The sequence below is a fragment of the Brucella sp. NBRC 113783 genome (assembly GCF_040372265.1).
Classification (GTDB): Bacteria; Pseudomonadota; Alphaproteobacteria; order Rhizobiales; family Rhizobiaceae; genus Brucella; species Brucella teleogrylli.
The window spans coordinates 196,930-219,838 of record NZ_BAABRX010000001.1; the positions used below are offsets into that span (position 1 = coordinate 196,930).

Sequence of the window (22,909 nt, forward strand, 5' to 3'; positions counted from 1 at the left end):
GGTTCTTCAATGCGTGAGATCGTTTTCGATACCGAAACCACCGGTCTGGAAAGGCTGGAGGATCGCGTGATCGAAATTGGCGGCGTGGAACTGATCAACAAGTTTCCCACAGGCCGCACATTCCATAAATTCATCAATCCGCAGGGACGTCAGGTGCATGCGGAAGCGCTGGCCGTGCATGGCATCAGCAATGAGCAATTGCTGGACAAGCCGACTTTTGCTGAAATTCTGGACGAGTTTCTGGAATTCTTCGACGGCGCCAAGCTGGTCGCGCACAATGCCATGTTCGACCTTGGCTTCATGAATGCCGAACTCGCGCGTCTTGGAAAACCGGAAATCGCTGCGGAGCGCATTGTGGATACGCTGGCGCTGGCGCGCCGCAAACATCCGATGGGGCCGAATTCGCTGGACGCACTGTGCAAGCGTTATGGCATCGACAATTCGCACCGCACGCTGCACGGCGCTTTGCTCGATTCCCAGATTCTGGCGGAAGTCTATATCGAGCTGATCGGCGGCAAGCAGACGGCGCTTGGTCTCAGCCAGGATGGTGGGGCAAACAGGGATAATGCAGCCGATGGCAGCGCCGCCATTGTGCTGGCGGTGCGCCCTGCCCCGCTTGCTCCCCGCATCAGCGAAACGGAACGTGCAGCCCATGCCGCACTGATTGAGGGTATGGGTGACAAGGCAATCTGGAAAAAATATTTGGCCTGAATTTTTGGATGAATATGACAAAAAACCCGGCCTTGAGCCGGGTTTTTATTGCAAGCCGTATGTAGAGCTCAGCTTTTGACGGCGGCCTTGGCCTGTTCTTCGGCCATGCGCTGCTGGAACATCTGCGCGAAATCGATTGGGTCGATCATCAGCGGCGGGTAGCCGCCATTGCGCGTTGCGTCAGAAATAATCTGGCGCGCGAACGGGAACAGCAGGCGCGGGCATTCGATGAACAGCAGCGGCAGCATGTGTTCCTGCGGGATGCCAGCAATGCGGAAAACGCCGCCATAGACCAGTTCCGTGTTGAACAGAACGTCCTTGCCGTCCATAGCCTTGGCTTCCAGCGTCAGAACGACGTCGAAATCCGTTTCGGAAAGCGGATTGGCGTTCACGTTGACATTGATGTTGATCGAAGGAGCCTTATCGCGCGGGCGCAGCGACAGCGGCGCACCCGGGCTTTCAAAGGACAGATCCTTCACATATTGCGCCAGAATGTTGAGGGACGGCTCGGCGGTCGCGCCATTGCCATTCTTTACTTCGCCCGCAGCGGCCTTATCGCTCATTATCGGTATGCCTTCTTTTCGGTAATTAAACTCGTTGCCCCAAAAGGCTGGTGGTCTGATTCCGACATTTGCTTTCCGTGCTACAGCCGCTGGGCAAATGTCGGAATCAAAAGACCACCAGCAACTTTAAATCTTCAGTGGAGTTTTCAAATTTGACGTTTGAAGCTGCGCTTATGTCGAACGGCGTTCAAACGTCAAATTAACTCCACTGGAATGCTTGGCTAGCATGTGAACGGGAATGAGGCAAGGAAGGCTTTTAACGTTAGCTATTGCTGCTGTTAGCCGTCTTTGCGCTCGCCTTTCCATGGCGAATTGTCATTCGGCTTGGTCGTATAATCTTCGGGGTCAAGATCGATGACACGATCTTCACGCGGTTGCTTATACTGGCCATAGCCGTCCGAATAGCGCGCCGAGGTGGCGACGACCATGCGGCCACGCACGAATTTTTCCCAGACGATATCGCGAATGAACGGGATGAACAGCAAAATGCCGATGGTGCTGGTCACGAAGCCCGGCACGATCAGCATGATCGCGGCCAGAACCAGCATGGCGCCATGCACCATTTCGCGATCCGGCACGCGGCCTGCCGCCGTTTCGGTGCGGATGCGCTGGAGAAGGCCGATCCCCTGCACACGCAGCAGGAAAAAGCCCAGCATGGCGCTCAAGATCACCAGACCCAGTGTCGCGAATACGCCGATATGGCTGCCGACGATCACAAAACCGGCGATCTCGATGAAAGGCATTGCCAGCATGACGAGAGGGGCGAAAGAAGACGACACGTGAGTCAGGACCTTTTGTTGTGTGATTGACGTTGCGAACATAGCGACAAATGTAGCTTTTTCAGGTTCGGAACGAAAATGAAACTGTTAACATGAAATATCAAATAGGTACGCGTGATCGGGATTTGAATGATTGCGCCTGCCGATCTATATGTATGAAACAGAAATTCACGATTGGAAGGGATTTGACGCCCTCTCCTTCAATCTATGGCAGGCGGCATGGAATTTTTCGACTTCGGCACAATCTTCTTCTTCATCGCAGCGGTGATCATTTTTCTCCAGCTGAGGAATGTTCTTGGCCGCCGTACTGGAAATGAAAAGCCGCCCTTCGATCCCTATACATCGGCCAAAAGCGCCGACAATGCCGCGCCCGCCGGGTCGGATACTGACAATGTCGTGGCTCTGCCGCGCCGTGCCGGTGAGAAGGACTTTACGGCAATCGACAAGATTGCTGCGGCGGGAACGCCGATCAATGACGGTCTGCGGGCCATTTACGCCGCCGATCCCACCTTCGAACCAGCCCGTTTCGTCGATGGCGTGAAGATCGCTTATGAAATGATTGTGATGTCCTTTGCCGATGGCGATCGCAAGGTTTTGAAGAATCTTCTGTCGAAGGAAGTCTATGAAGGCTTCGTTTCGGCCATCGAGGAGCGCGAGCAGCGCGGCGAAAGCGTGCGCTCTTCCTTCGTGGGCATCGAAAAGGCGGAAATCGCGGCTGCTGAAATGAAGGGCTCGGAGGCGCATGTGACGCTGAATATCGTCAGCCAGATGATTTCGGCGACGCTCGACAAGGAAGGCACGCTGATCGACGGCGATCTGGAAAATGTGGTCGAGATCAAGGACCTGTGGACCTTTGCCCGCGATACGCGCTCGCGTGATCCGAACTGGAAGCTTGTCGCGACCGAAGCGGAAGATTAAGAGAAGGCTTATGAATCGGGCCGCTGATTTCAGCGGCCTTTTTGTTTTTACTTGATAGCGGATGTAGCTGTGAGCGACTTGGCGAGGATTTTCCGCCCGGTGGGTTTTTCCGATTGCCCCGGCTGGGACCGGGACGATCAGGCGCTGGCATTTGCCGCTTTCCGCCGTTCCGCCGATTACGCTGCTAAAAACACCTATCATAGCGGCAGTCTCGGCATCAGTTTTGAGGCGCTGGAACCTGTTTTTGCGGCAGCGCGGCTTCTGGATGATCCCGATACGATCACCGCCCGCGCCTTTTTCGAACAGCATTTCGTGCCATGCCAGATTGTTCCCGAACAGGAACAGGGATTTGTCACCGGCTTTTACGAGCCGGAAATCGAAGCATCCCTTACTGCGGATGAACGGTTCACGGTGCCGTTTCTGAGAAAACCGGGCGATCTCGTCAAGGTGACGGATGATAACCGTCCCGCAGGTTTCGATCCGACCTACGCCTTTGCGCGCCAGACAGATACCGGGCTTGTCGAATATGACGACCGCCGCCAGATCGAACAGGGAAGTCTCGCCGGGCGGGGACTGGAGATTGCCTTCGTTGCCGACCGGGTGGATGCATTTTTCGCCCATGTTCAGGGCGCTGCCCGGCTGAAACTCAACGATGGCAGCATGATGCGCATCACCTATGCCGCCAAGGCGGGGCATCCATTTACGGGCATTGGGCGCATCCTGGTGGCGAATGGCGAAATTCCCGCAGCCGATATTTCCATGCAGACAATCCGCCGCTGGCTCAAGGATCATCCCGACAAGGCGGATGCGCTGATCTGGCAGAACCGGTCCTACATCTTCTTTCGGGAAGCGCCGGTGGACGATGTCGATGCCGGTCCGATTGCAGCCGCCAAGGTTCCGCTGACGGCGGGCCGGTCGCTGGCTGTTGACCGGCTGCTGCATACATTCGGCACGCCGTTTTATGTCGATGCGCCGACCGTCACTGTTTTCGATGGTGCGCCTTTCGCCCGCCTGATGATCGCACAGGATACCGGTACGGCCATTGTCGGCCCGGCACGCGGCGATCTGTTCGCCGGTTCCGGCGATGCAGCGGGCGAAATTGCGGGCGGCATCAAGAGCGCTGCGGATTTCTACGCGCTCGTGCCGCGCCAGCTGGTGGGAGCGTGACCATGGCGCGCGACACCGAAAAATCCGGCAAGGATTATCTGCGGCCCGAAGACCGCATTCTCTGGGAAACGGTTGCGAAGACTGCGAAGCCCTTGTCGCGGCAGAAACCGGTCGCGGAAGAGCTGCCCGATTTCAAGACCCTGGTGGCAGAAGAAGAAAAGCGTCCGGCGCTGAAAATGCCGCAAACCTCTGCCGATGAAGGAAACAAGCCGAAAAAGGGCCTGTCGTCGCTCAGTGAAATGCAAATCCAGTCGCTGGACAAGCCGACCCATCGCAAGATCGCCAAAGGCCGGGTCGATATCGAGGCGCGGATCGATCTTCACGGCCTCACCCAGAATGAGGCGCATGGGCTTCTCTACAGCTTTCTGGTCAGCGCTCATGCCCGCGGTCTGCGCCACGTAATGGTGATTACCGGCAAAGGCCGGTCTTTTGGCAGCGAGGGCATTTTGCGTCAGGCCGTGCCGCATTGGTTCTCCACGCCGCTGTTCCGTTTGCTGGTCAGCGCCTATGAAGACGCCGCGCGCCATCATGGTGGTCACGGCGCGCTTTATGTGCGGTTGCGCCGCCAGACCCAGCAGAACCTGCTTGGTGGTGGCTTGGGCGGTTTGAGCGGAGGCAGGCCGCAGCGATGACCCCGTTTGGAAAGCGATTGCGGGAACTGCGCGAAGAGCGCGGCGTGACGCAGAAGGAAATGGCGGCGGCGCTGCGCGTTTCACCCGCCTATCTCTCGGCGCTGGAACATGGACGGCGCGGTCAACCGACCTGGGATTTGCTCCAGCGCATCATCACATTTTTCAATATCATCTGGGATGAAGCGGAAGAGCTGCAAAGCCTTGCGGCTGTTTCGCATCCGCGCGTGGTGATCGATACATCAGGCCTGTCGCCGCAGGCAACGGAGCTTGCCAATCTTCTGGCGCGCAATATCCGCATCATCGACAAGGAAACCATCAAACGCCTGAGCGATGATATAGAGACGGCGCGCAAGCGCCGCCGGGGCATCATACCGAAGGCCTGAATGCGACTTCCTGTCAGAACAGCGCCTTCAGTTCATCCAGCTTGGTATTGACCAGCCAGCCATAGTAATTTTCCTGCGGCAATTGCGGGTCGGAGCGCCCAGCATTCTCATTTGCCAGCGCACGGGCGCGGGCATCGGCGCCGCCGGTATTATAGAGCGTGGCGGTGAGACCCGGATTTTTGGAAATGTCGAAACCGGCAATCTGGCGATAGGAATTGATCGACTGTTTCAGTGTCGCCGCGATGTAAGGCAGCGTCAGGTCCGGGTCCATGATGGTCTTGTAGACGACGCTGCCGTCTTCGGCATCGAGTTTCGGCAGGCCGGAAACGCGGTTCACCATGTCGGACATCTGCAAGGCGGTCAGCGGGTTGATCTGGCCAAGGCCAAATGTCTGCCCGGCATAGAAGGGCTGGAAGAACACGGCGCTGAACCGATTGTTGGGATAAGAGTTCCCGCCCACCGATTTGCCGCGAAAAGTCTTGTTCCAGACATTTTCCCGGCAGGACCACAGCGAATAGCTATCCTTGAACTTCAGGCAGTCGGCAAATTCAGGCCGCTTGATGAATTGCCCGATGCTTTCGCCATTATAGCCGAAGCTCACGCCCTGATTCACATAGGACATGGCTTTCACATAATAGGTCTGAAGCCGGTCATAGACATCGACATTATAGGTGTGTTCGCCAACAATCGCGCCAACGATATGAATGGGATCGATGCCATAGGCTGCGGCGGTCGACCGGATTTTCGAGCGCAGCGAGGCGTCCTTCTTCAGAAGATTATAGATCTTCTGGTACTTCTTCTCATAGGTGGTACTGAGTTCCCGCGTGCGCTTGGCCGAAGCGCCGGGAATGGGCGGCTGCTCTGCATTGCGGTTGCCGGGCGGCACGACCGTCACCGCATAGGCGCTCTGGCTTGCAAGCATGAAGGCCAAGGCAGCGCCAGCAACAGCGGAAACCGGTTTTGCATTGGACATGGCGCGGAAACAAAAGCCAGCAATGCGGTTCAGTGTACTGTTGCTCATCATTGTGCGGAAGCAGTCCCAATATGGTAAATGGATCGTCAATTCGCGGGCAAAATAGAAAACCCCCCGACGCAAGTCGAGGGGTTTCTTTTTAGAAGCATGAAAGCGACTAGGGCCGTGGCTTTCCGGTCACTTTATTGTCGCGGTTTACAGAATGAAGCGCGACAGGTCGGTGTTCTTCGACAGAGCGCCCACCTTGTCCTTCACGTAATTGGCGTCGACGGTGAAGGTCGCGCCGGTCTTGTCCGGAGCGGTGAACGAAATCTCGTCCAGAACCTTTTCCATCACCGTCTGCAAGCGACGCGCGCCGATATTTTCGACCGTCGCATTGAGATCGACCGCGATATCGGCCAGAGCGTCAATGGCGTCGTCGGTAAAGGACAGCGTCACTTCTTCCGTCTGCATCAGCGAAATATACTGCTTAATCAGGCTTGCCTCCGTTTCTGTGAGGATACGGCGGAAGTCTTCGCGCGTCAGAGCGGAAAGCTCGACGCGGATCGGCAGGCGGCCCTGCAATTCCGGCAGAAGATCGGACGGCTTCGACACGTGGAACGCGCCGGAGGTGATGAAGAGGATATGGTCCGTCTTCACCGGCCCGTATTTGGTCGCAACCGTGGTGCCTTCGACGAGCGGCAGCAGATCGCGCTGCACGCCTTCGCGTGAAACGCCAGCCCCACCCCCGCCTTCGCGGGAGGCGATCTTGTCGATCTCGTCGATGAACACGATGCCTTCGTCTTCGGTGACGCGCAGCGCTTCCTGCACGATCTGGTCCTGATCGAGCAGTTTGTCGGATTCATCATTGACGAGGATCGCATAGGAATCCTTCACCGTGGTCTTGCGCGTCTTGGTGCGCCCGCCCATCGCCTTGCCCAGCATGTCCGACAGGTTGAGCACGCCGATATTGGCACCCGGCATTCCCGGGATCTCGAAATTCGAGTTCGATCCGGTATCGGCGACCTCGATTTCGATTTCCTTGTCGTCCAGCTCGCCGTTGCGCAGCTTCTTGCGGAAGCTGTCGCGGGTGGCAGGGCTTGCCGTCTTGCCGACCAGAGCTTCGAGAACGCGTTCCTCGGCGTTCAGATGCGCCTTGGCCTTCACGTCTTCGCGGCGTTTTTCACGCACGAGCCCGATGGCGACTTCAACGAGGTCACGGATGATCTGTTCGACGTCGCGGCCGACATAGCCGACTTCGGTGAACTTGGTGGCTTCGACCTTGACGAAAGGTGCGCCTGCAAGCTTGGCGAGACGGCGCGAGATTTCCGTCTTGCCCACGCCGGTCGGTCCGATCATGAGAATGTTCTTCGGCATGACCTCTTCGCGCATCTGCCCTTCGAGCTGCTGGCGGCGCCAGCGATTGCGCAAGGCGATGGCCACGGCGCGCTTGGCGTCGTTCTGGCCGATGATGAAGCGATCAAGCTCCGAAACGATTTCACGGGGGGAGAAGTTACTCATTTTACAACCCACTTTGCCACTGCCTGATGAACTCAAACGGATGCAGCAGCATGATCACGTTGAGCGTAAGATTGTCGCGAATGACGATCAGCGCCAGAATTTCAAAGAAGAGCGCGATGGCGACGGTGATTTTGGTTGGCAGCTTTGCTGCGATCAGAAAGCCGAGCGCGGCGGCGAGCGTATCGGAAACTGAATTCACGATGCTGTCGCCGAAATAGTCCACGGAGGACGTATTGGCGCGATAGCGCTCGATGATGAAATTCGAGTTTTCGACCAGTTCCCATACCGCTTCGATGCCGACCGCAGCCGCAAGTCTCAAGCCGAGCGGGGCTTTGGGCGCGATAACCGTGAACAGCCAGTAAAAAAGAAAGCCATGGATGATATGCGACAGCGTATACCAGTCGGCAATATGCTGCGAATTCTCCGATTTCAGCGAACCCGACCATAATTTTATGGTGCCGCATTCGCACATGGCAATCCGCCCGTCGAGATGCAGCCAGATGGCTTGCACCGCAACAATGGCAATGACGATCAGGACGCCCAGGCCCCAGCGTTGTGCACTCGGTTTGGTGACCTGCGCAAGCGAACTCATTCTGCGTCCAGGCTTTCCACGAGGATATTGTGGTTGGTGTAGATGCAGATATCGGCTGCGATCTCCATGGCCTTGCGGGCGATCTCTTCGGCCGACTTGTCGGTGTCGATCAGCGCACGGGCCGCAGCCAGCGCATAATTGCCGCCCGAACCGATGGCCATCACGCCATGTTCCGGTTCAAGCACATCGCCGGTGCCGGTAAGCGCCAGCGTCACCTTGCTGTCGGCGACAAGCATCATTGCTTCGAGCTTGCGCAGATAGCGGTCGGTGCGCCAGTCCTTGGCGAGTTCGACAGAAGCGCGCATCAGCTGGTCGGGATATTGTTCCAGCTTGGCTTCAAGGCGTTCGAGAAGGGTGAAGGCGTCGGCGGTGGCACCAGCGAAACCGGCAATGACATTGCCCTTGCCGATGCGGCGAACCTTGCGCGCATTGCCCTTCATGACGGTATTGCCGAGCGAGACCTGGCCGTCGCCTGCAATCACGACCTTGCCGTTCTTGCGGACGGTCACGATGGTCGTGCCGTAAATCGTTGTGGGATTGTGTTCGATCATGGATGCTCCTTTGGCGGCTCATGCAATCCCGGACGGCGATCCCACAAGCCCCTTCATCTGAGGGTGAACCGCGCCAGCCGGTGATTTTGCCGGATGAATCGCGTTTCAATGTGGATATTTAAGAACAGCCCCCTGAATTGCAAATACTGAATTGCAAATGCCGAATTGCTGCTTGCCGGATTGCCGAAAGCATTTGGCAAAGCGGGCAAGCTGTTCTAGAACGCGTCCAGTACCCAATGAGGACCGCTTATGACCGCTGAAAGCACCCGCAAGGCAAGTATCGAACGCTCCACGAAAGAGACGAGCATTGCCGTTTCTGTCGATCTGGATGGCGTCGGCAAGTTCGACATCACCACCGGTGTCGGCTTCTTCGATCATATGCTCGAGCAGCTTTCGCGACATTCGCTCATTGATATGCGCGTCATGGCCAAGGGCGACTTGCATATCGACGATCATCACACGGTTGAGGATACCGGCATCGCGCTCGGTCAGGCCGTCGCCAAGGCCCTCGGCGAGCGTCGCGGCATCGTGCGCTATGCCTCGCTTAATCTCGCCATGGATGACACGCTGACCGGGGCTGCGGTCGATGTGTCCGGTCGCGCTTTTCTGGTGTGGAATGTCAACTTCACGACGGCCAAGATCGGCACCTTCGATACCGAGCTTGTGCGCGAATTCTTCCAGGCCTTTGCGATGAATGCAGGTATTACGCTGCATATCAACAATCATTATGGCGCCAATAATCACCATATCGCCGAGTCGATCTTCAAGGCGGTGGCCCGGGTTCTGCGCACGGCGCTGGAAACCGATCCGCGCCAGAAGGATGCAATCCCCTCCACCAAGGGGTCGCTGAAGGGATAATTCATGGCCCAGTTCGTCATTCTGGAACCGACCGAAGCGTCTTTCAAAAAGAAGCGCGGCGGGACGAGCGTTGAACATTCCGTGTTCGTGCGTGACGGTTTCCATGTTCTGGCGCTGGTTCTGCCCTTTGTCTGGCTTCTGGCGCAACGCCTCTGGTTCGAGGCTTTCGCCATTCTCGGTGTCACGGCTCTGCTCGGTTTTGCCGGGAGTTACTTCGGCATTGCCGAGGCGGTTCCTCTGCTGACGCTGATCGTTTCTCTGTTCGTCGCCTTTGAAGGTGCGAACTGGAAAATCGCGAAACTGAAGCGTCAGGGCTATATCGAACGGGCGGCAATCGACGCCAGCGATCTCGACGAGGCGGAAATCCGCTATTTCTTCGGGCGTGCGGCGGCTGAAACCACTCTCGCGGAAAAGCCTGTCCCTGCATCGGAGCCGGTTTCTGCCCATCGATGGGACAAGGCGTCCCTGCGTCCCACTTATTCCTCTACTGGCTCCACGATCGGCTTCGTGGGTCATCGCGGAGAAAACTGAAAATGCGTGTTGCGATAATCGATTATGGTTCCGGCAATCTTCGCTCGGCCACCAAGGCCTTTGAGCGCGCCGCCCGCGAAAGCGGCATAAATGCCGAAATCGAACTGACGGCGGATGCCGCACGGGTGGCCTCTGCCGACCGCGTAGTGCTGCCGGGCGTTGGCGCTTATGCCGATTGCCGTGCCGGTCTCCACGCCGTGTCGGGCATGGTTGAAGCGCTCGATGAGGTTGTCATCCAGAAGGGCCATCCGTTTCTCGGCATCTGCGTCGGCATGCAGCTCATGTCCGAGCGCGGATTGGAAAAGACCGTGACCGAAGGTCTGGGCTGGATCGCGGGTGATGTACGCGAAATGACGCCATCTGATCCGACACTGAAGATTCCGCAGATCGGCTGGAATCGGATTCACGTGAAACAATCGCATCAGGCGCATCCGATTTTCGACGGCATTAAGACCGGCGAGAACGGGTTGCACGCCTATTTCGTCCATTCCTATATGTTCGACGCGAAGAAGGCGGACGAGGTTCTGGCCGTGACGGATTACGGTGGCGATGTTACCGCCGCTGTCGGTCGCGACAATATGGTGGGAACCCAGTTCCACCCGGAAAAGAGCCAGCTGCTCGGCCTTTCGCTCATTGCCAATTTCCTGAAATGGAAGCCTTGAAGACATGATCCTTTTTCCCGCCATCGATTTGAAAGACGGTCAATGTGTGCGCCTGAAGCTCGGCGACATGGATCAGGCCACCGTCTACAACACCGACCCGGCTGCGCAAGCCAAGGCCTTTGAAGATCAGGGCTTTGAATGGCTGCATGTGGTCGATCTCAATGGCGCTTTCGCAGGCGAAAGCGTCAATGGCGCAGCGGTCGAGGCAATCCTCAAGGCCACCAAAAATCCGGTGCAGCTGGGTGGCGGCATTCGCACCTTGCAGCATATCGAGAACTGGCTGTCCAAGGGACTGCGTCGCGTTATCCTCGGCACGGTTGCCGTGCGGGACCCGGCGCTGGTGATCGAAGCCTGCAAGGCGTTTCCGGGACAGGTCGCTGTCGGTATCGACGCCAAGGGCGGCAAGGTCGCCGTTGAAGGCTGGGCCGAAGCCTCACAACTTGGCGTGATCGAACTGGCGAAGAAGTTCGAGGGCGCAGGCGTTGCCGCCATCATCTATACGGATATCGACCGCGACGGCGTTCTGGCCGGAATTAACTGGGATTCGACATTGGCGCTCGCCGAAGCGGTATCCATTCCGGTGATCGCATCGGGCGGTCTTGCTTCGATAGACGACATCAAGCGTCTGGCCGCGCCGGATGCGCGCAAGCTCGAAGGCGCGATTTCGGGCCGTGCGCTTTATGACGGTCGCATCGATCCGGCGGAAGCACTGTCATTGTTGAGGGCCACACTATGACACTCAAGGCACGTGTAATTCCCTGTCTCGATGTGAAGGACGGTCGCGTCGTCAAAGGCGTCAACTTTGTCGATCTGATCGATGCGGGCGATCCGGTGGAAGCCGCCCGCGCTTATGATGCAGCGGGCGCAGACGAATTGTGCTTCCTCGACATCACGGCGTCTTCGGACAATCGCGAGACAATTTTCGATGTGGTGGCCCGCACGGCGGAACAGTGCTTCATGCCGCTGACCGTCGGTGGCGGTGTGCGTCAGGTTGCCGATATTCGCAAACTGCTTCTGGCTGGTGCCGACAAGGTGTCGATCAACACGGCGGCGGTGAAAAACCCGGAATTCGTCGCCGAGGCGGCGGACAAGTTCGGCAACCAGTGCATCGTCGTTGCCATCGACGCCAAGAAGGTTTCGGGCGAAGGCGAAGCGGACCGCTGGGAAATTTTTACCCATGGCGGTCGCCAGACGACCGGCATCGATGCGGTGGAATTCGCCCGTAAGGTGGTCGATCTGGGTGCAGGCGAAATCCTGCTCACCTCGATGGACCGTGACGGCACCAAGGCGGGTTACGATGTGGCGCTGACCCGCGCAGTGGCCGACAGCGTGCGCGTGCCGGTGATCGCTTCCGGCGGTGTCGGTAATCTGGATCACATGGTGGCCGGTATCCGCGACGGTCATGCGACGGCCGTGCTGGCCGCTTCAATTTTCCACTTCGGCACTTATTCGATCGGGGAAGCGAAACGCTATATGGCCGAAGCCGGAATTCCGATGCGGCTCGATCCGGTTCGCTAACAAGAATATACATGACGGGAGGAACCCCGATGAACCAGTTTACGCTCGCAGACCTTGAACGCATCGTGGCGGAACGCGCCAGCGTGACCGATGGATCGTCCTATACGGCAAGCCTTGTCGCCAAAGGTCAGACCAAGGCATCGCAAAAGCTCGGCGAAGAAGCCGTGGAAACGGTGATTGCCGCTGTTTCCGGCGACCGCGCGGGCGTGGTTTCCGAAAGCGCCGATCTGCTTTATCACCTGATGGTGGTCTGGAAAATCGCTGGTGTTCCGCTGGAAGATGTTCTGCAGGAACTCGACCGCCGCACGGGCCAGACCGGCCTTGAGGAAAAGGCTGCTCGCCCGAAGGCGTGATCCTGCAAAGGATCGCGCTGAATAGAAGGCCAGAGCAGTTCCGGTTAAAACGGAATCGTGGAGCCGATCTATCTATTTGTTTTTACGCATTATCCTGCGCAAAACCGCTTCGCACTTTTGCTGGAAATGCTCTAGAGAGACGACAGTTCATGTGGGAAAAAGTGGATCAGCTCACCCCTTCCAGATATTCGCCCTACCGCTTTTTCTCGGCAGAGGAATGGGCCGGTTTTCGCGCGGATACCCCCCTCACCCTGACCTATGAAGAAGTCAAGCGGTTGCGTTCGCTCGGCGACCCCATTGATCTCGATGAGGTCCGCCGCATCTATTTGTCGCTGTCGCGACTGCTTTATGCCCATGTCGAGGCAAGCCAGTTGCTGTTTCGCCAGCGCCAGCAATTCCTCAATATGGAGGAATCCTTCAAGACGCCCTTCATCATCGGCGTTGCCGGTTCGGTCGCGGTTGGCAAGTCCACCACGGCGCGTATCCTGAAGGAACTGCTCGCCCGCTGGCCTTCCAGCCCGAAGGTCGATCTGGTGACGACGGACGGTTTCCTCTATCCCAACGCGGTTCTGCGCGAGCAGAACATGATGGAGCGCAAGGGCTTTCCGGAAAGCTATGACATCGGCGCGGTTCTGCGCTTTTTGTCGGCGATCAAGGCGGGCATGAGCCGTGTGCGCGCGCCGCTTTATTCGCATCTGAGCTATGACGTGCTGCCGAACGATTACCAAGTGGTCGACAAGCCGGACATTCTTATTTTCGAGGGCATCAATGTCCTTCAGGTGCGCGATCTGCCGGAAGACGGCAAGATGGTGCCCTTCGTGTCGGATTTCTTCGACTTCTCAATCTATATAGATGCCGATCCGGAACTGATCCACAAGTGGTATATCGACCGTTTCATGCGCCTGCGCGAAACGGCTTTCCGCGATCCGCAGTCCTTCTTCCATCGCTATTCGCAGCTTTCGGAAGATGCGGCCCGCTCCATCGGCGAAGGGCTGTGGCAGAATATCAATCTGCGCAATCTCAATGAGAATATCCTGCCGACCCGCCCGCGCGCCGATCTGATCCTGCGCAAGGGCAGCGACCATCTGATCGAAGAGGTCGCGCTCAGGAAGATATGAAAAGAGGCCGGGGAACCCGGCCTTGGCATTTTGATCAGCGTCCCAGATTGGTGCGGGCGAGTTCGGCGATTTCATCGCCGCGCCCGTTGATAATGGCTTTCAGCATATAGAGGCTGAAACCCTTCGCTTGCTCGGCCTTGATCTTCGGCGGCATGACCAACTCCTGCTTGGCCGTGACGACATCGACCAGAACCGGGCCCTTGTGATCGAACGCCTGTTGCAACGCGCCCGGCAGGTCGGCGGATTCTTCCACCCGGATACCCTTGATGCCGATGGCTTCCGCCATGGCGGCAAAGTTTGGATTGTCCAGATCGGTGCCGGTGCTGAGATAGCCGCCCGCTTTCATTTCCATGGCGACAAAGCCGAGCGAGCCATTATTATAGACGACGATCTTCACTGGCAGTTTCAGCTGCGTGAGGGATAGAAAATCGCCCATCATCATGGTGAAGCCACCGTCGCCGGACAGGGAGATGACCTGCCTGTCCGGTGCTGCGGCCTGCGCGCCAAGCGATTGCAGCATGGCATTGGCCATGGAGCCTTGATTGAACGAGCCAAGCAGACGGCGCTTGCCATTCATCGTGAGATAGCGCGCCGCCCAGACGGTCGGCGTCCCGACATCGGCGGTAAAAATGGCGTCGTCTTTCGCAATCTCGTTGATCAGACGCGTGAGATATTGCGGATGGATCGGCTGGCCCGCCTTTGAGGGCTGGGCAAGATCGTCGAGATCCTTGCGCGCTTTCACATAATGCGCCTTGGCGGAATTCAGGAATGTCGCGCTGCGGTTCGATTTCAGTTTGGGTAACAGCGCATTGGCGGCTTCCTTCACGTCACTGACGATGCCAAGCGTGATTGGCGCGCGACGGCCGAGCTGCGATGGATCATGGTCGATCTGAACGATTTTCGCTTTTTCAGGATAGAAATTCCGATACGGAAAACTCGTGCCCAGCATCAGAAGTGTGTCGCAGTTCAGCATGGCGTGGTAGCCGGATGAAAATCCGATCAGGCCGGTCATGCCGACATCGTTCGGATTGTCCCATTCGACATGTTCCTTGCCGCGCAGTGCGTGAACGACAGGCGCAGCCAGACGGTCAGCAAGCGCCACCACGGAATCATGTGCTCCGGCGCAGCCGCTCCCCGCGAGGATCGTGATTTTTTCCGAGCCGTTCAAAAGATCGGCAAGCTGCCCGATATCTTTATCGGACGGAATGATCCGTGGTCGCGCCACATGGACCCAGGCTTTTGCGGACGGTTCGTCGATCTGTTTCAGCGCGATGTCCCCCGGCAGGACGATGACGGCCACACCCTGTTGCCCCACTGCGGCGCGCATGGCGCGGTGCAGGACTTCCGGCATCTGGGCGGGATTGGTCACCAGTTCGACGAAATGGCTGCATTCGCGAAACAGTTCCTGCGGATGTGTCTCCTGAAAATAGTCGAGGCCGATTTCCGACGATGGAATATGGGCGGCAATCGCCAGAACGGGTGTGCGATTGCGCTGGCAGTCGAAAAGGCCGTTGATGAGGTGAAGATTGCCGGGGCCGCAACTGCCAGCACAGACGGCGAGCTCGCCGGTTACGGCTGCTTCCGCGCCTGCGGCGAAAGCGGCAGTTTCTTCGTGACGGACATGCATCCAGTCAATCTTGCCAAGGCGGCGCAGGCTGTCGTTCAGCCCGTTCAGACTATCGCCGGTCACACCCCATATGCGCCGGACTCCGGCTTGTGCGAGGGTTTCGGCCAAAAGGTCTGCAACAGTCATGCTCATAATATCACCTCGTTGAAACTCCCGCCTTCAAACTAGGGCGTCAATGAGGAGATGGTAGCAGCTAATTTCGGCGGCGCCGCGCAACGCCGCCGAAAAGAATGCATCAAGCGCGGTGAAAACGGCTCTATGCCGTGCAATCGGTAATGAAACGTGCCAGATAGGCGTCGAAAACCGCTGGCATTTCACGAAAAGGTGCGTGACCGGCATTGTCGATAACGTGGGTTTTCCCCTCCCAGAGATTGCCGAAGCGGACGTTCGACACGAAGTCGAGTTCGACGAAAGGCTCGTCGCGCCCATTGACCACGGCGATGGGGAGCTTTGCCGCCGCCACGATATCGCGCTGGTCGCCACCGGTTCCGGCGGCGAATTTCTCGAACATGATGCGGCGCGCGAAACAGCTTTCCGCGATCCGCAGTCCTTCGTCCATCGCTATTTGCAGCTTTCGGAAGATGTGCCGCGCTCCATTGCCGAAGGGCAGCGGCGGAATATCAATCTGCACAATCTCAACGAGAATATCCTACCAACCCACCCGCCGATCTGATCCTGCGCAAGGGCAGCGATCATCTGATCGTAGAGGTCGCACTCAGTAAAGATATGAAAAGAGGCCGGGGAAACCCGGCCACATCGGAGATTGGTGCGGACGAGTTCGACGATTTCGTCGCCGACTTGTCGATGATGACTTGCGCCATGCCCGAATTGCACGCTTGTCTCGAAGACTCGCGCTGAAAAGCCAAAATCATGCTGTGACCAATTTAATCCTCATGTGGGTTTTCCAAATCCGCATTGCGTCGGAATGCTTTTTTAGAGAATATGGTTAGAATATGTAAAACGGATATACCAGAAAAATTGACAGTTTTATTTATTTATGAATGCAAGTATCTTGATTATATTCAATTAGAATTGAATATTTATAAGTGAATTATTATGTATTAATTTAAGGATGGCATCATGGCTCGCGTAACAACAATTGTTCAAGTAGATAATTTGTCTTCATATGACGTATACCTTGAGGATGGCGAAGATAAAGATAAAAATATGACATGTCATGCGGAGCTTATTCATAAATGTTCAATTGGGATACCGTGGATTGGTAAAAAATCCGAAAATTATAAAAAAATAACACTAAAATGTGGAAAGAATCAAGATAATTACATATACATATTCCAGGATTACTGGAATTCTTCCGATGCAGTAAAATTCAGTAAAGTCAGCCCATTTGATTATAATGATGGAAATCATGATCAGATGCAATACGAACCAACGGGAGCCGGGGATAAGTATCTGCAAATTATGGATGTATACGATAGCAAGCATGAGAATATCATAGATCAAATTGCATATTTGCGTCGGTTTGACACCTAGGTAAGTGGATAATCCGATCACGAATATGCGGGTCAGGGTGACGTACGGATTTGAAACGATGCAAAGGCTTCGCGCCCTTTCGAAGAGGTCGAAGTAAGAAAAATGCTAAGAAAAATCGGGAGCCCGCCCTTTTTAGACGGTGTTTCAGTCGAAGGAAACCTTGCCGCGCCCTTTTTTGATATCCGCGCGGCCTGATTTCGCCTTCAGGCGTCGCTCGACGGAGCCTTTGGTCGGCCTGGTCTTCTTGCGCGGCGGAGGTGGCGGCTCGGCGGCCTTGGCAATCAGGGCGATCAGCCGCTCGCGGGCATCTTCGCGATTGCGCTCCTGCGTGCGGAAGCGATTGGCCTCGATAAGAATGTCACCGTCCTTGGTGCCTTTCTGACCGGCCAGCTTGAAGAGGCGCGTGAGAATATCTTCCGGCAATCCCGATCGCGCCGCATGAAAGCGCAGCTGCACCGCCGTCGAAACCTTGTTGACGTTCTGCCCACCGGGACCGGAGGCGCGAATGAAGCTTTCCTCCAGATCGTCCTCGCGGATCGTCAGGCGATTGGTGATGCGGATGATGTTCCGGTTCTCTTCCATGAGAGAACGCATACACGCTTCGCTTCGGTTGGACAAAAGAAAACCCGGCACGCGCATGCTCCTCAAAAGTGCGAAGCGGTTTTGGGGTAAGGGCATGCGAGAAAAATCACGCGCGCCAAAGTGCGGGGCTGGATTGAGGGCAAAAGAAAACCCAGCACGCGGGCCGGGCTTTCTTCCTCCTCAGTATTTCTGAGCTTATTCCGCAGCGATACGGATTGCCGGTGCTGCGTCCTTGACCTCGTGATCGACGTGACGTTCGAACTTTTCGAAGTTGGTGACGAACATATCGACCAGCTTTTTGGCCTGCGCGTCATAGGCGGCCTTATCGGCCCAGGTGGAGCGCGGATCGAGAATGGACGTATCCACGCCCGGCACTTCAACCGGAACGGCGAAGCCGAAATTCGGATCGATGCGGAATTCGGCGTCGTTCAGCGAGCCATCGAGGGCGGCAGCGAGAAGCGCGCGGGTTGCCTTGATCGGCATGCGCTTGCCGGTGCCATAGGCGCCGCCGGTCCAGCCGGTGTTGACGAGCCAGCAATCGACCTTGTGTTCGGCGATCAGCTTGCGCAGCAGATTGCCGTATTCCGACGGATGACGCGGCATGAACGGTGCGCCGAAGCAGGTCGAGAAGGTTGCTTCCGGTTCGGTGACGCCCTTTTCAGTGCCTGCGACCTTTGCCGTGTAACCGGACAGGAAGTGGTACATGGCCTGTGCAGGCGTGAGCTTGGCGATGGGAGGCATCACGCCGAAAGCATCGGCGGTGAGCATAATGATGTTCTTCGGCTGGCCGCCCTTGCCCGTCTTCGATGCATTCGGGATGAAGTCGAGCGGATAGGCGCAACGGGTGTTTTCGGTCAGCGAACCATCGTCGAAATCCGGCTGGCGATTGGCGTCGAGCACGACATTTTCCAGCACAGTGCCGAAACGCTGCGTCGTGGCATAGATTTCCGGCTCTGCTTCGGCGGAAAGACGGATGGTCTTGGCATAGCAGCCGCCTTCGAAATTGAAGATGCCGTGTTCACCCCAGCCATGCTCGTCGTCGCCGATCAGCGTGCGCGTCGGGTCGGCGGAAAGCGTGGTCTTGCCGGTGCCGGACAGGCCGAAGAAGACGGCGGTGTCGCCATCCGGGCCTTCATTGGCCGAGCAATGCATCGGCATCACGCCCTTGGCAGGCAGAATATAGTTGAGCGCGGTGAAGACCGACTTCTTCATTTCACCGGCATAGGAGGTGCCGCCGATCAGCACGATCTTGCGGGTCAGATCGACCGCGATCACCGTCTCGGTGCGCACGCCATAGCGTTCCGGATCGGCCTTGAAGGACGGCAGATCAATGATCGTCATTTCCGGCACATAGGAAGCAAGCTCTTCCTGGGCCGGACGGATCAGCAGGTTGCGGATAAACAGCGAATGCCAGGCATATTCGGTCACAACGCGGGCGTTGATCTTGTTGTCGGCGTCAGCACCGCCGATGAGATCCTGTACGAAAAGCTCCTTGCCCTTCGCATGCTCGATGAAATCGGCGTAGAGAAGCTCGAAGGCTTCCGGCGTGATCGGCTTGTTGTTGTCCCACCAGACCTGATCTTCGGTATTGGCGTCGCGGACTACGAATTTGTCCTTCGGCGAACGGCCCGTGTGCTGGCCGGTGCGGGCAACGAGCGCGCCCTGTGCCGTCAGTTCGGCTTCGCCACGGCGGACGGTTTCCTCATAGAGCCGAGCCGGTCCGAGGTTATAAAAGACTGCGGAGAGTTCCTTCAGTCCCGAAGTGGCAATGGAAGCGGCCGTATTGTGAATGCCGGTCTCTCTCATGGTGTCTCCGCCATCTTGGTTTGACAAATTTATCTGCCCTCCGTTTTTCCGTTCTCGGAGGAATGGCAGTCAGAAACAGATTAATTGTGGCAATTCAAATATTTAATCGATTTAAAAATTTTGAATTTTTTTTAAATCGTTTAACTATTGCGTTTTCGCGTGTATTTTTTGTGGAATACAATCTTTACGAGCGTTAACCAAAGAATGATTCGAGACGGCGCCTTTCACGGCTTCTTTCAGGGCTGCCACATTTTGTACCTAATTTGTACTGCACAAGCTGCATCACTATAATAAGATCGACGTGCAAATCAGGCGCTCGATGATCGAACCGCCCCACCAGCCGGTTGTTCCGGGTGGAATGCCAGATGGCAGAGCCCCAAAGGGTGATGCCCTGGCAAAACATGAAGGAGAAAGGTCCGCATGAAGGAAGCCTCGGCAACGCAGACAATTGCGCTGGTCGACGATGACCGTAACATTCTGACCTCCGTTTCCATTGCGCTGGAGTCGGAAGGCTATCGGGTTGAAACCTACACCGATGGCGCTTCCGCACTTGATGGTCTGATGGCGCGCCCGCCAAATCTTGCGATCTTCGATATCAAGATGCCGCGTATGGACGGTATGGAGCTTCTGCGCCGCCTGCGCCAGAAATCCGATCTCCCGGTTATCTTCCTGACCTCGAAGGACGACGAGATCGACGAGCTGTTCGGTCTCAAGATGGGCGCCGACGATTTCATCACCAAGCCGTTCTCGCAGCGTCTGCTGGTGGAGCGCGTCAAGGCAGTTCTGCGCCGCGTCGCTGCCCGCGACGGTACGGCAAAGCCTGCGGGCCAGCCGTCCAAATCGCTGGAACGCGGTCAGCTGGTCATGGATCAGGAACGTCATACCTGCACCTGGAAGGGTGAACCCGTTACGCTGACGGTCACCGAATTCCTCATCCTGCACTCGCTCGCGCAGCGTCCCGGCGTTGTGAAAAGCCGTGACGCCTTGATGGATGCGGCCTATGATGAGCAGGTCTATGTGGACGATCGCACCATCGACAGCCACATCAAGCGCCTTCGCAAGAAGTTCAAGGTGGTTGACGACGACTTCGAGATGATCGAAACGCTCTATGGCGTCGGCTATCGCTTCCGCGAGGCTTGATGCATAGGATTACCAATGCCGGGTGCGATAGCCCGGCATTGGTTTGGAATATTTGACGCACATCTTATCCGAAATGCGTTTCACATTTTTCGGGATGCGCTCCAACGAGTAACAAAAGCGAGATGGTCGCAGAGACCCAGAACGAAGGCCTTGCAGGCCAGAAAACGAGTTTGCAAGCAAACTTGCGCGAGCGCAGGGCACGGCGGCAGCGCTCGGTGTTCTGGCGCCGTCTGTTTGCGCCCTTTCGCAAGTTTCTCGGTCAATATCTCTTCTCAAGCCTGACGCGCCGCATTCTGTTTCTCAACCTTGCGGCGCTTGGCGTTCTGGTTTCCGGCATTCTCTATATGAACCAGTTCCGCGAGGGGCTGATCGACGCGAAGGTGGAAAGCCTTCTGACCCAGGGCAAGATCATCGCTGCGGCGATTTCGGCCTCGGCAACGGTCGATACCAACTCGCTGATGGTCGATCCGGAAAAGCTTCTAGAACTGCAAGCCGGGCAAAGCCTGACCCCCTCGCCCGATTCTCCCGATAATTGGGAATTCCCGATCAATCCTGAAAAGGTTTCGCCCCTGTTGCGCCGGTTGATTTCGCCGACCAGCACGCGGGCGCGTATCTATGACCGCTACGCCAATATGCTGCTGGATTCGCGCGCGCTCTATTCGCCGAGTTTCCCGTCCTCCAGCCCGGTGTTGAGCTACCCTCTGCCACCGATCGAGGGCGAAACGCCGGGGCTGTGGGAGCGTTTCAGCCGCTGGTTCACCGGCTTCTTCTATGGTGGCGGCTTGCCCGTTTATCAGGAACAGCCGGGCGGCAATGGTCTCGCCTTCCCCGAGATCGTCAAGGCGCTTTCTGGTTCTCCACAAACGGCGCAGCGCCGCACCGAAAAGGGCGAACTGGTGGTCTCTGTGGCCGTGCCGGTCCAGCGTTCGCGCGCGATTCTCGGCGTCTTGCTGCTTTCGACCGAAGGCGACGATATCGACAAGATCGTAGAGGGCGAGCGCATGGCCGTCTTCCGCGTGTTCGGTGTCGTGTCGCTGGTCATGGTGATCCTGTCGCTGTTCCTCGCATCGACCATAGCAAGCCCGCTGCGCAAATTGTCGGCTGCGGCGGATCGCGTGCGTCATGGCGTCAAGAACCGCGTTGAAATTCCAGATTTCTCGGAGCGACAGGATGAGGTGGGACATCTGTCCACCTCCATCCGCGATATGACCGACGCGCTTTACACCCGCATCGAAGCCATTGAGAGCTTCGCCGCCGATGTCAGCCACGAGCTGAAGAACCCCCTCACCTCGCTACGCAGCGCGGTGGAGACCTTGCCGCTCGCCAAGTCGGAGGAATCGCGCAAGCGCCTGCTCGACATCATTCAGCATGATGTGCGCCGTCTTGATCGCCTGATCACCGATATTTCCGACGCTTCGCGCCTCGACGCGGAACTGGCGCGCGAACATATCGACCGCGTGGATATGAAGACGCTGCTCACCAATCTTGTCACTGCCGCGCGCGAAGTGCGCCGCAACAAGGTTGGCACCGAGATCGTCTTCAATACTGGCAAGCTGCCAGCGGGTAAAAAGGCCTTCTACGTCGCGGGCCATGACCTGCGGCTTGGGCAGGTGGTGAGCAATCTCATTGAAAATGCGCGCTCCTTCGTGCCCGACGATACGGGGCGCATCGTGGTGACGTTGCAGGGCGAAGGCAGCCGCCTGCGCGTTCTCGTCGAGGATAACGGACCGGGCATCCCCATCGAGAATATCGAGCGGATTTTCGAGCGTTTCTATACGGATCGCCCGGCATCGGAGGCGTTCGGCCAGAATTCTGGCCTCGGCCTGTCGATCAGCCGTCAGATCATCGAAGCCCATGGCGGTACGCTGACGGCGGAAAACATTGTCGATCCTGCAAAGCCCGATCAATTCAGGGGCGCCCGTTTCATCGTCGATCTTCCGGCCAGCACATGACCCCGGAAGAAGCCAGGAGCGGCCTCCACGCCACCACCGTGCAATTGCGCGGAAAGGGCGTGATGATCATGGGCCGCTCGGGCGCGGGCAAGACCGAACTGGCGCTGACGCTGGTGGAGCGCGCATCGCTCCGCAGCGAACAGGCGGCCCTCGTCAGCGATGATCGCACGATGCTGCGCGCCGAAGACAATCACCTGATCGCCAGCGCGCCAGTTGCCCTTGCGGGCGGTGTGGAGATTCGCGGCGCTGGCCTGTTCAAGGTGCCTTTCGTCGCCAGCGCCACGCTTGATCTGGTGATCCTGCTTGTGGCCCGTGAAGAAGAGGAGCGTTATCCAGGCGGCGGAATCTGGAGCTTTGAAGGGATCGAACTGCCGCGTCTGCTTCTACCGTCACTGTCGTCGAATGGCGATTCCAACGCGCTGTCGCGGGCGATAGAGGCGACTTTGTTCTACGAACGGTGGTCGCCGGAGAATCGCTGACCGGCGATGGTTTCGATTCT

At 57.2% G+C, this 22,909-nt stretch carries 25 protein-coding genes and 1 pseudogene; 17 read left to right on the forward strand and 9 right to left on the reverse strand.

What is annotated here, in order from left to right; all coding sequences use genetic code 11:
• The first annotated feature begins 9 nt into the window (after nucleotides 1-9).
• Nucleotides 10-711 (forward strand): DNA polymerase III subunit epsilon, encoded by a 702-nt coding sequence (dnaQ, locus tag ABWW11_RS00915; protein ID WP_109370025.1) that lies wholly within the window; start codon nucleotides 10-12, stop codon nucleotides 709-711.
• Between the two features lie 68 nt (nucleotides 712-779).
• Here the strand turns inward: dnaQ and secB are convergent, their stop codons facing one another.
• Complete coding sequence (secB, locus tag ABWW11_RS00920; protein WP_109370026.1) at nucleotides 780-1,274, reverse strand: protein-export chaperone SecB; 495 nt, start codon at nucleotides 1,272-1,274, stop codon at nucleotides 780-782.
• 278 nt (nucleotides 1,275-1,552) lie between these two features.
• Nucleotides 1,553-2,053 (reverse strand): FxsA family protein, encoded by a 501-nt coding sequence (locus tag ABWW11_RS00925; RefSeq protein ID WP_109370337.1) that lies wholly within the window; start codon nucleotides 2,051-2,053, stop codon nucleotides 1,553-1,555.
• Between the two features lie 219 nt (nucleotides 2,054-2,272).
• Here ABWW11_RS00925 and ABWW11_RS00930 point away from each other — a divergent pair, with 219 nt between their 5' ends.
• The 4 genes from ABWW11_RS00930 (at nucleotide 2,273) to ABWW11_RS00945 (ending at nucleotide 5,153) form a co-directional block, all read left to right on the forward strand.
• Complete coding sequence (locus ABWW11_RS00930; RefSeq protein WP_109370338.1) at nucleotides 2,273-2,971, forward strand: Tim44/TimA family putative adaptor protein; 699 nt, start codon at nucleotides 2,273-2,275, stop codon at nucleotides 2,969-2,971.
• A gap of 69 nt (nucleotides 2,972-3,040) precedes the next feature.
• Nucleotides 3,041-4,138 (forward strand): murein transglycosylase A, encoded by a 1,098-nt coding sequence (gene mltA, locus ABWW11_RS00935; RefSeq protein ID WP_109370027.1) that lies wholly within the window; start codon nucleotides 3,041-3,043, stop codon nucleotides 4,136-4,138.
• Between the two features lie 2 nt (nucleotides 4,139-4,140).
• Nucleotides 4,141-4,770, forward strand: coding sequence for a Smr/MutS family protein (locus ABWW11_RS00940; protein WP_109370028.1), 630 nt, complete (start codon nucleotides 4,141-4,143; stop codon nucleotides 4,768-4,770).
• Nucleotides 4,767-5,153, forward strand: a complete 387-nt coding sequence (locus ABWW11_RS00945; RefSeq protein ID WP_109370029.1) for a helix-turn-helix domain-containing protein — start codon at nucleotides 4,767-4,769, stop codon at nucleotides 5,151-5,153. Before ABWW11_RS00940 ends, ABWW11_RS00945 begins: the two co-directional genes overlap by 4 nt.
• A gap of 13 nt (nucleotides 5,154-5,166) precedes the next feature.
• On the opposite strand, the gene ABWW11_RS00950 is transcribed toward ABWW11_RS00945, so the two are convergent.
• The 4 genes from ABWW11_RS00950 to hslV form a co-directional block, all read right to left on the reverse strand.
• The gene (locus ABWW11_RS00950) at nucleotides 5,167-6,174 is read right to left on the reverse strand and encodes a DUF1402 family protein (protein WP_109370030.1); all 1,008 of its coding nucleotides are present in this window, start codon (nucleotides 6,172-6,174) and stop codon (nucleotides 5,167-5,169) included.
• 147 nt (nucleotides 6,175-6,321) lie between these two features.
• Entirely contained in the window at nucleotides 6,322-7,626 is a 1,305-nt protein-coding gene (gene hslU, locus ABWW11_RS00955; RefSeq protein ID WP_109370031.1) for an ATP-dependent protease ATPase subunit HslU, read from the reverse strand.
• A 1-nt stretch (nucleotide 7,627) separates the two neighbouring features.
• Nucleotides 7,628-8,218 carry a DUF2585 domain-containing protein gene (locus tag ABWW11_RS00960; protein ID WP_109370032.1) on the reverse strand — a complete coding sequence of 197 codons (591 nt, stop codon included), beginning with the start codon at nucleotides 8,216-8,218 and terminating at the stop codon, nucleotides 7,628-7,630.
• Nucleotides 8,215-8,769, reverse strand: a complete 555-nt coding sequence (gene hslV / locus ABWW11_RS00965; RefSeq protein WP_078337637.1) for an ATP-dependent protease subunit HslV — start codon at nucleotides 8,767-8,769, stop codon at nucleotides 8,215-8,217. Before hslV ends, ABWW11_RS00960 begins: the two co-directional genes overlap by 4 nt.
• A gap of 249 nt (nucleotides 8,770-9,018) precedes the next feature.
• Between hslV and hisB the strand changes: the two genes are divergently transcribed.
• The 7 genes from hisB (at nucleotide 9,019) to coaA (ending at nucleotide 13,809) form a co-directional block, all read left to right on the forward strand.
• Nucleotides 9,019-9,627 carry an imidazoleglycerol-phosphate dehydratase HisB gene (gene hisB / locus ABWW11_RS00970; protein WP_109370033.1) on the forward strand — a complete coding sequence of 203 codons (609 nt, stop codon included), beginning with the start codon at nucleotides 9,019-9,021 and terminating at the stop codon, nucleotides 9,625-9,627.
• Nucleotides 9,628-9,630: 3 nt separating this feature from the next.
• Nucleotides 9,631-10,158, forward strand: coding sequence for a DUF2628 domain-containing protein (locus ABWW11_RS00975; protein ID WP_109370034.1), 528 nt, complete (start codon nucleotides 9,631-9,633; stop codon nucleotides 10,156-10,158).
• Nucleotides 10,159-10,160: 2 nt separating this feature from the next.
• The gene (gene hisH, locus ABWW11_RS00980) at nucleotides 10,161-10,820 is read left to right on the forward strand and encodes an imidazole glycerol phosphate synthase subunit HisH (protein WP_109370035.1); all 660 of its coding nucleotides are present in this window, start codon (nucleotides 10,161-10,163) and stop codon (nucleotides 10,818-10,820) included.
• Between the two features lie 4 nt (nucleotides 10,821-10,824).
• Complete coding sequence (gene hisA / locus ABWW11_RS00985) at nucleotides 10,825-11,556, forward strand: 1-(5-phosphoribosyl)-5-[(5-phosphoribosylamino)methylideneamino]imidazole-4-carboxamide isomerase (protein WP_319080872.1); 732 nt, start codon at nucleotides 10,825-10,827, stop codon at nucleotides 11,554-11,556.
• Nucleotides 11,553-12,338 carry an imidazole glycerol phosphate synthase subunit HisF gene (hisF, locus tag ABWW11_RS00990; RefSeq protein ID WP_078337642.1) on the forward strand — a complete coding sequence of 262 codons (786 nt, stop codon included), beginning with the start codon at nucleotides 11,553-11,555 and terminating at the stop codon, nucleotides 12,336-12,338. Before hisA ends, hisF begins: the two co-directional genes overlap by 4 nt.
• Before the next feature lie 29 nt (nucleotides 12,339-12,367).
• On the forward strand, nucleotides 12,368-12,691 hold the full coding sequence (locus tag ABWW11_RS00995) for a phosphoribosyl-ATP diphosphatase (RefSeq protein WP_109370037.1): 324 nt from the start codon (nucleotides 12,368-12,370) through the stop codon (nucleotides 12,689-12,691).
• A 149-nt stretch (nucleotides 12,692-12,840) separates the two neighbouring features.
• Nucleotides 12,841-13,809 carry a type I pantothenate kinase gene (coaA, locus tag ABWW11_RS01000; protein ID WP_109370038.1) on the forward strand — a complete coding sequence of 323 codons (969 nt, stop codon included), beginning with the start codon at nucleotides 12,841-12,843 and terminating at the stop codon, nucleotides 13,807-13,809.
• 34 nt (nucleotides 13,810-13,843) lie between these two features.
• Here the strand turns inward: coaA and poxB are convergent, their stop codons facing one another.
• Entirely contained in the window at nucleotides 13,844-15,568 is a 1,725-nt protein-coding gene (gene poxB, locus ABWW11_RS01005; protein ID WP_319080800.1) for a ubiquinone-dependent pyruvate dehydrogenase, read from the reverse strand.
• Nucleotides 15,569-15,956: 388 nt separating this feature from the next.
• Between poxB and ABWW11_RS01015 the strand changes: the two are divergent.
• Both ABWW11_RS01015 and ABWW11_RS01020 read left to right on the forward strand, forming a co-directional pair.
• Nucleotides 15,957-16,159 (forward strand): annotated as a pseudogene (locus ABWW11_RS01015) (type I pantothenate kinase); the annotation flags it as partial.
• Between the two features lie 357 nt (nucleotides 16,160-16,516).
• Nucleotides 16,517-16,930: a hypothetical protein gene (locus ABWW11_RS01020; protein ID WP_109370041.1), complete on the forward strand. Its 414-nt coding sequence runs from the start codon at nucleotides 16,517-16,519 to the stop codon at nucleotides 16,928-16,930.
• A gap of 144 nt (nucleotides 16,931-17,074) precedes the next feature.
• On the opposite strand, the gene arfB is transcribed toward ABWW11_RS01020, so the two are convergent.
• On the reverse strand, nucleotides 17,075-17,524 hold the full coding sequence (arfB, locus tag ABWW11_RS01025; protein ID WP_171317018.1) for an alternative ribosome rescue aminoacyl-tRNA hydrolase ArfB: 450 nt from the start codon (nucleotides 17,522-17,524) through the stop codon (nucleotides 17,075-17,077).
• A gap of 183 nt (nucleotides 17,525-17,707) precedes the next feature.
• Nucleotides 17,708-19,318 (reverse strand): phosphoenolpyruvate carboxykinase, encoded by a 1,611-nt coding sequence (locus tag ABWW11_RS01030; RefSeq protein ID WP_109370042.1) that lies wholly within the window; start codon nucleotides 19,316-19,318, stop codon nucleotides 17,708-17,710.
• Between the two features lie 420 nt (nucleotides 19,319-19,738).
• On the opposite strand from ABWW11_RS01030, the gene ABWW11_RS01035 reads away from it, so the two are divergent.
• The 3 genes from ABWW11_RS01035 to ABWW11_RS01045 all read left to right on the forward strand — a co-directional run bounded on the left by ABWW11_RS01035 (nucleotide 19,739) and on the right by ABWW11_RS01045 (nucleotide 22,889).
• Nucleotides 19,739-20,458 carry a response regulator transcription factor gene (locus ABWW11_RS01035; protein WP_078337648.1) on the forward strand — a complete coding sequence of 240 codons (720 nt, stop codon included), beginning with the start codon at nucleotides 19,739-19,741 and terminating at the stop codon, nucleotides 20,456-20,458.
• Nucleotides 20,459-20,580: 122 nt separating this feature from the next.
• Nucleotides 20,581-22,410 carry a sensor histidine kinase gene (locus ABWW11_RS01040; RefSeq protein WP_109370043.1) on the forward strand — a complete coding sequence of 610 codons (1,830 nt, stop codon included), beginning with the start codon at nucleotides 20,581-20,583 and terminating at the stop codon, nucleotides 22,408-22,410.
• Nucleotides 22,407-22,889 carry an HPr kinase/phosphorylase gene (locus tag ABWW11_RS01045; RefSeq protein ID WP_319080799.1) on the forward strand — a complete coding sequence of 161 codons (483 nt, stop codon included), beginning with the start codon at nucleotides 22,407-22,409 and terminating at the stop codon, nucleotides 22,887-22,889. The genes ABWW11_RS01040 and ABWW11_RS01045 overlap by 4 nt, the downstream gene beginning before the upstream one ends.
• The last annotated feature ends 20 nt before the right edge of the window (nucleotides 22,890-22,909 follow it).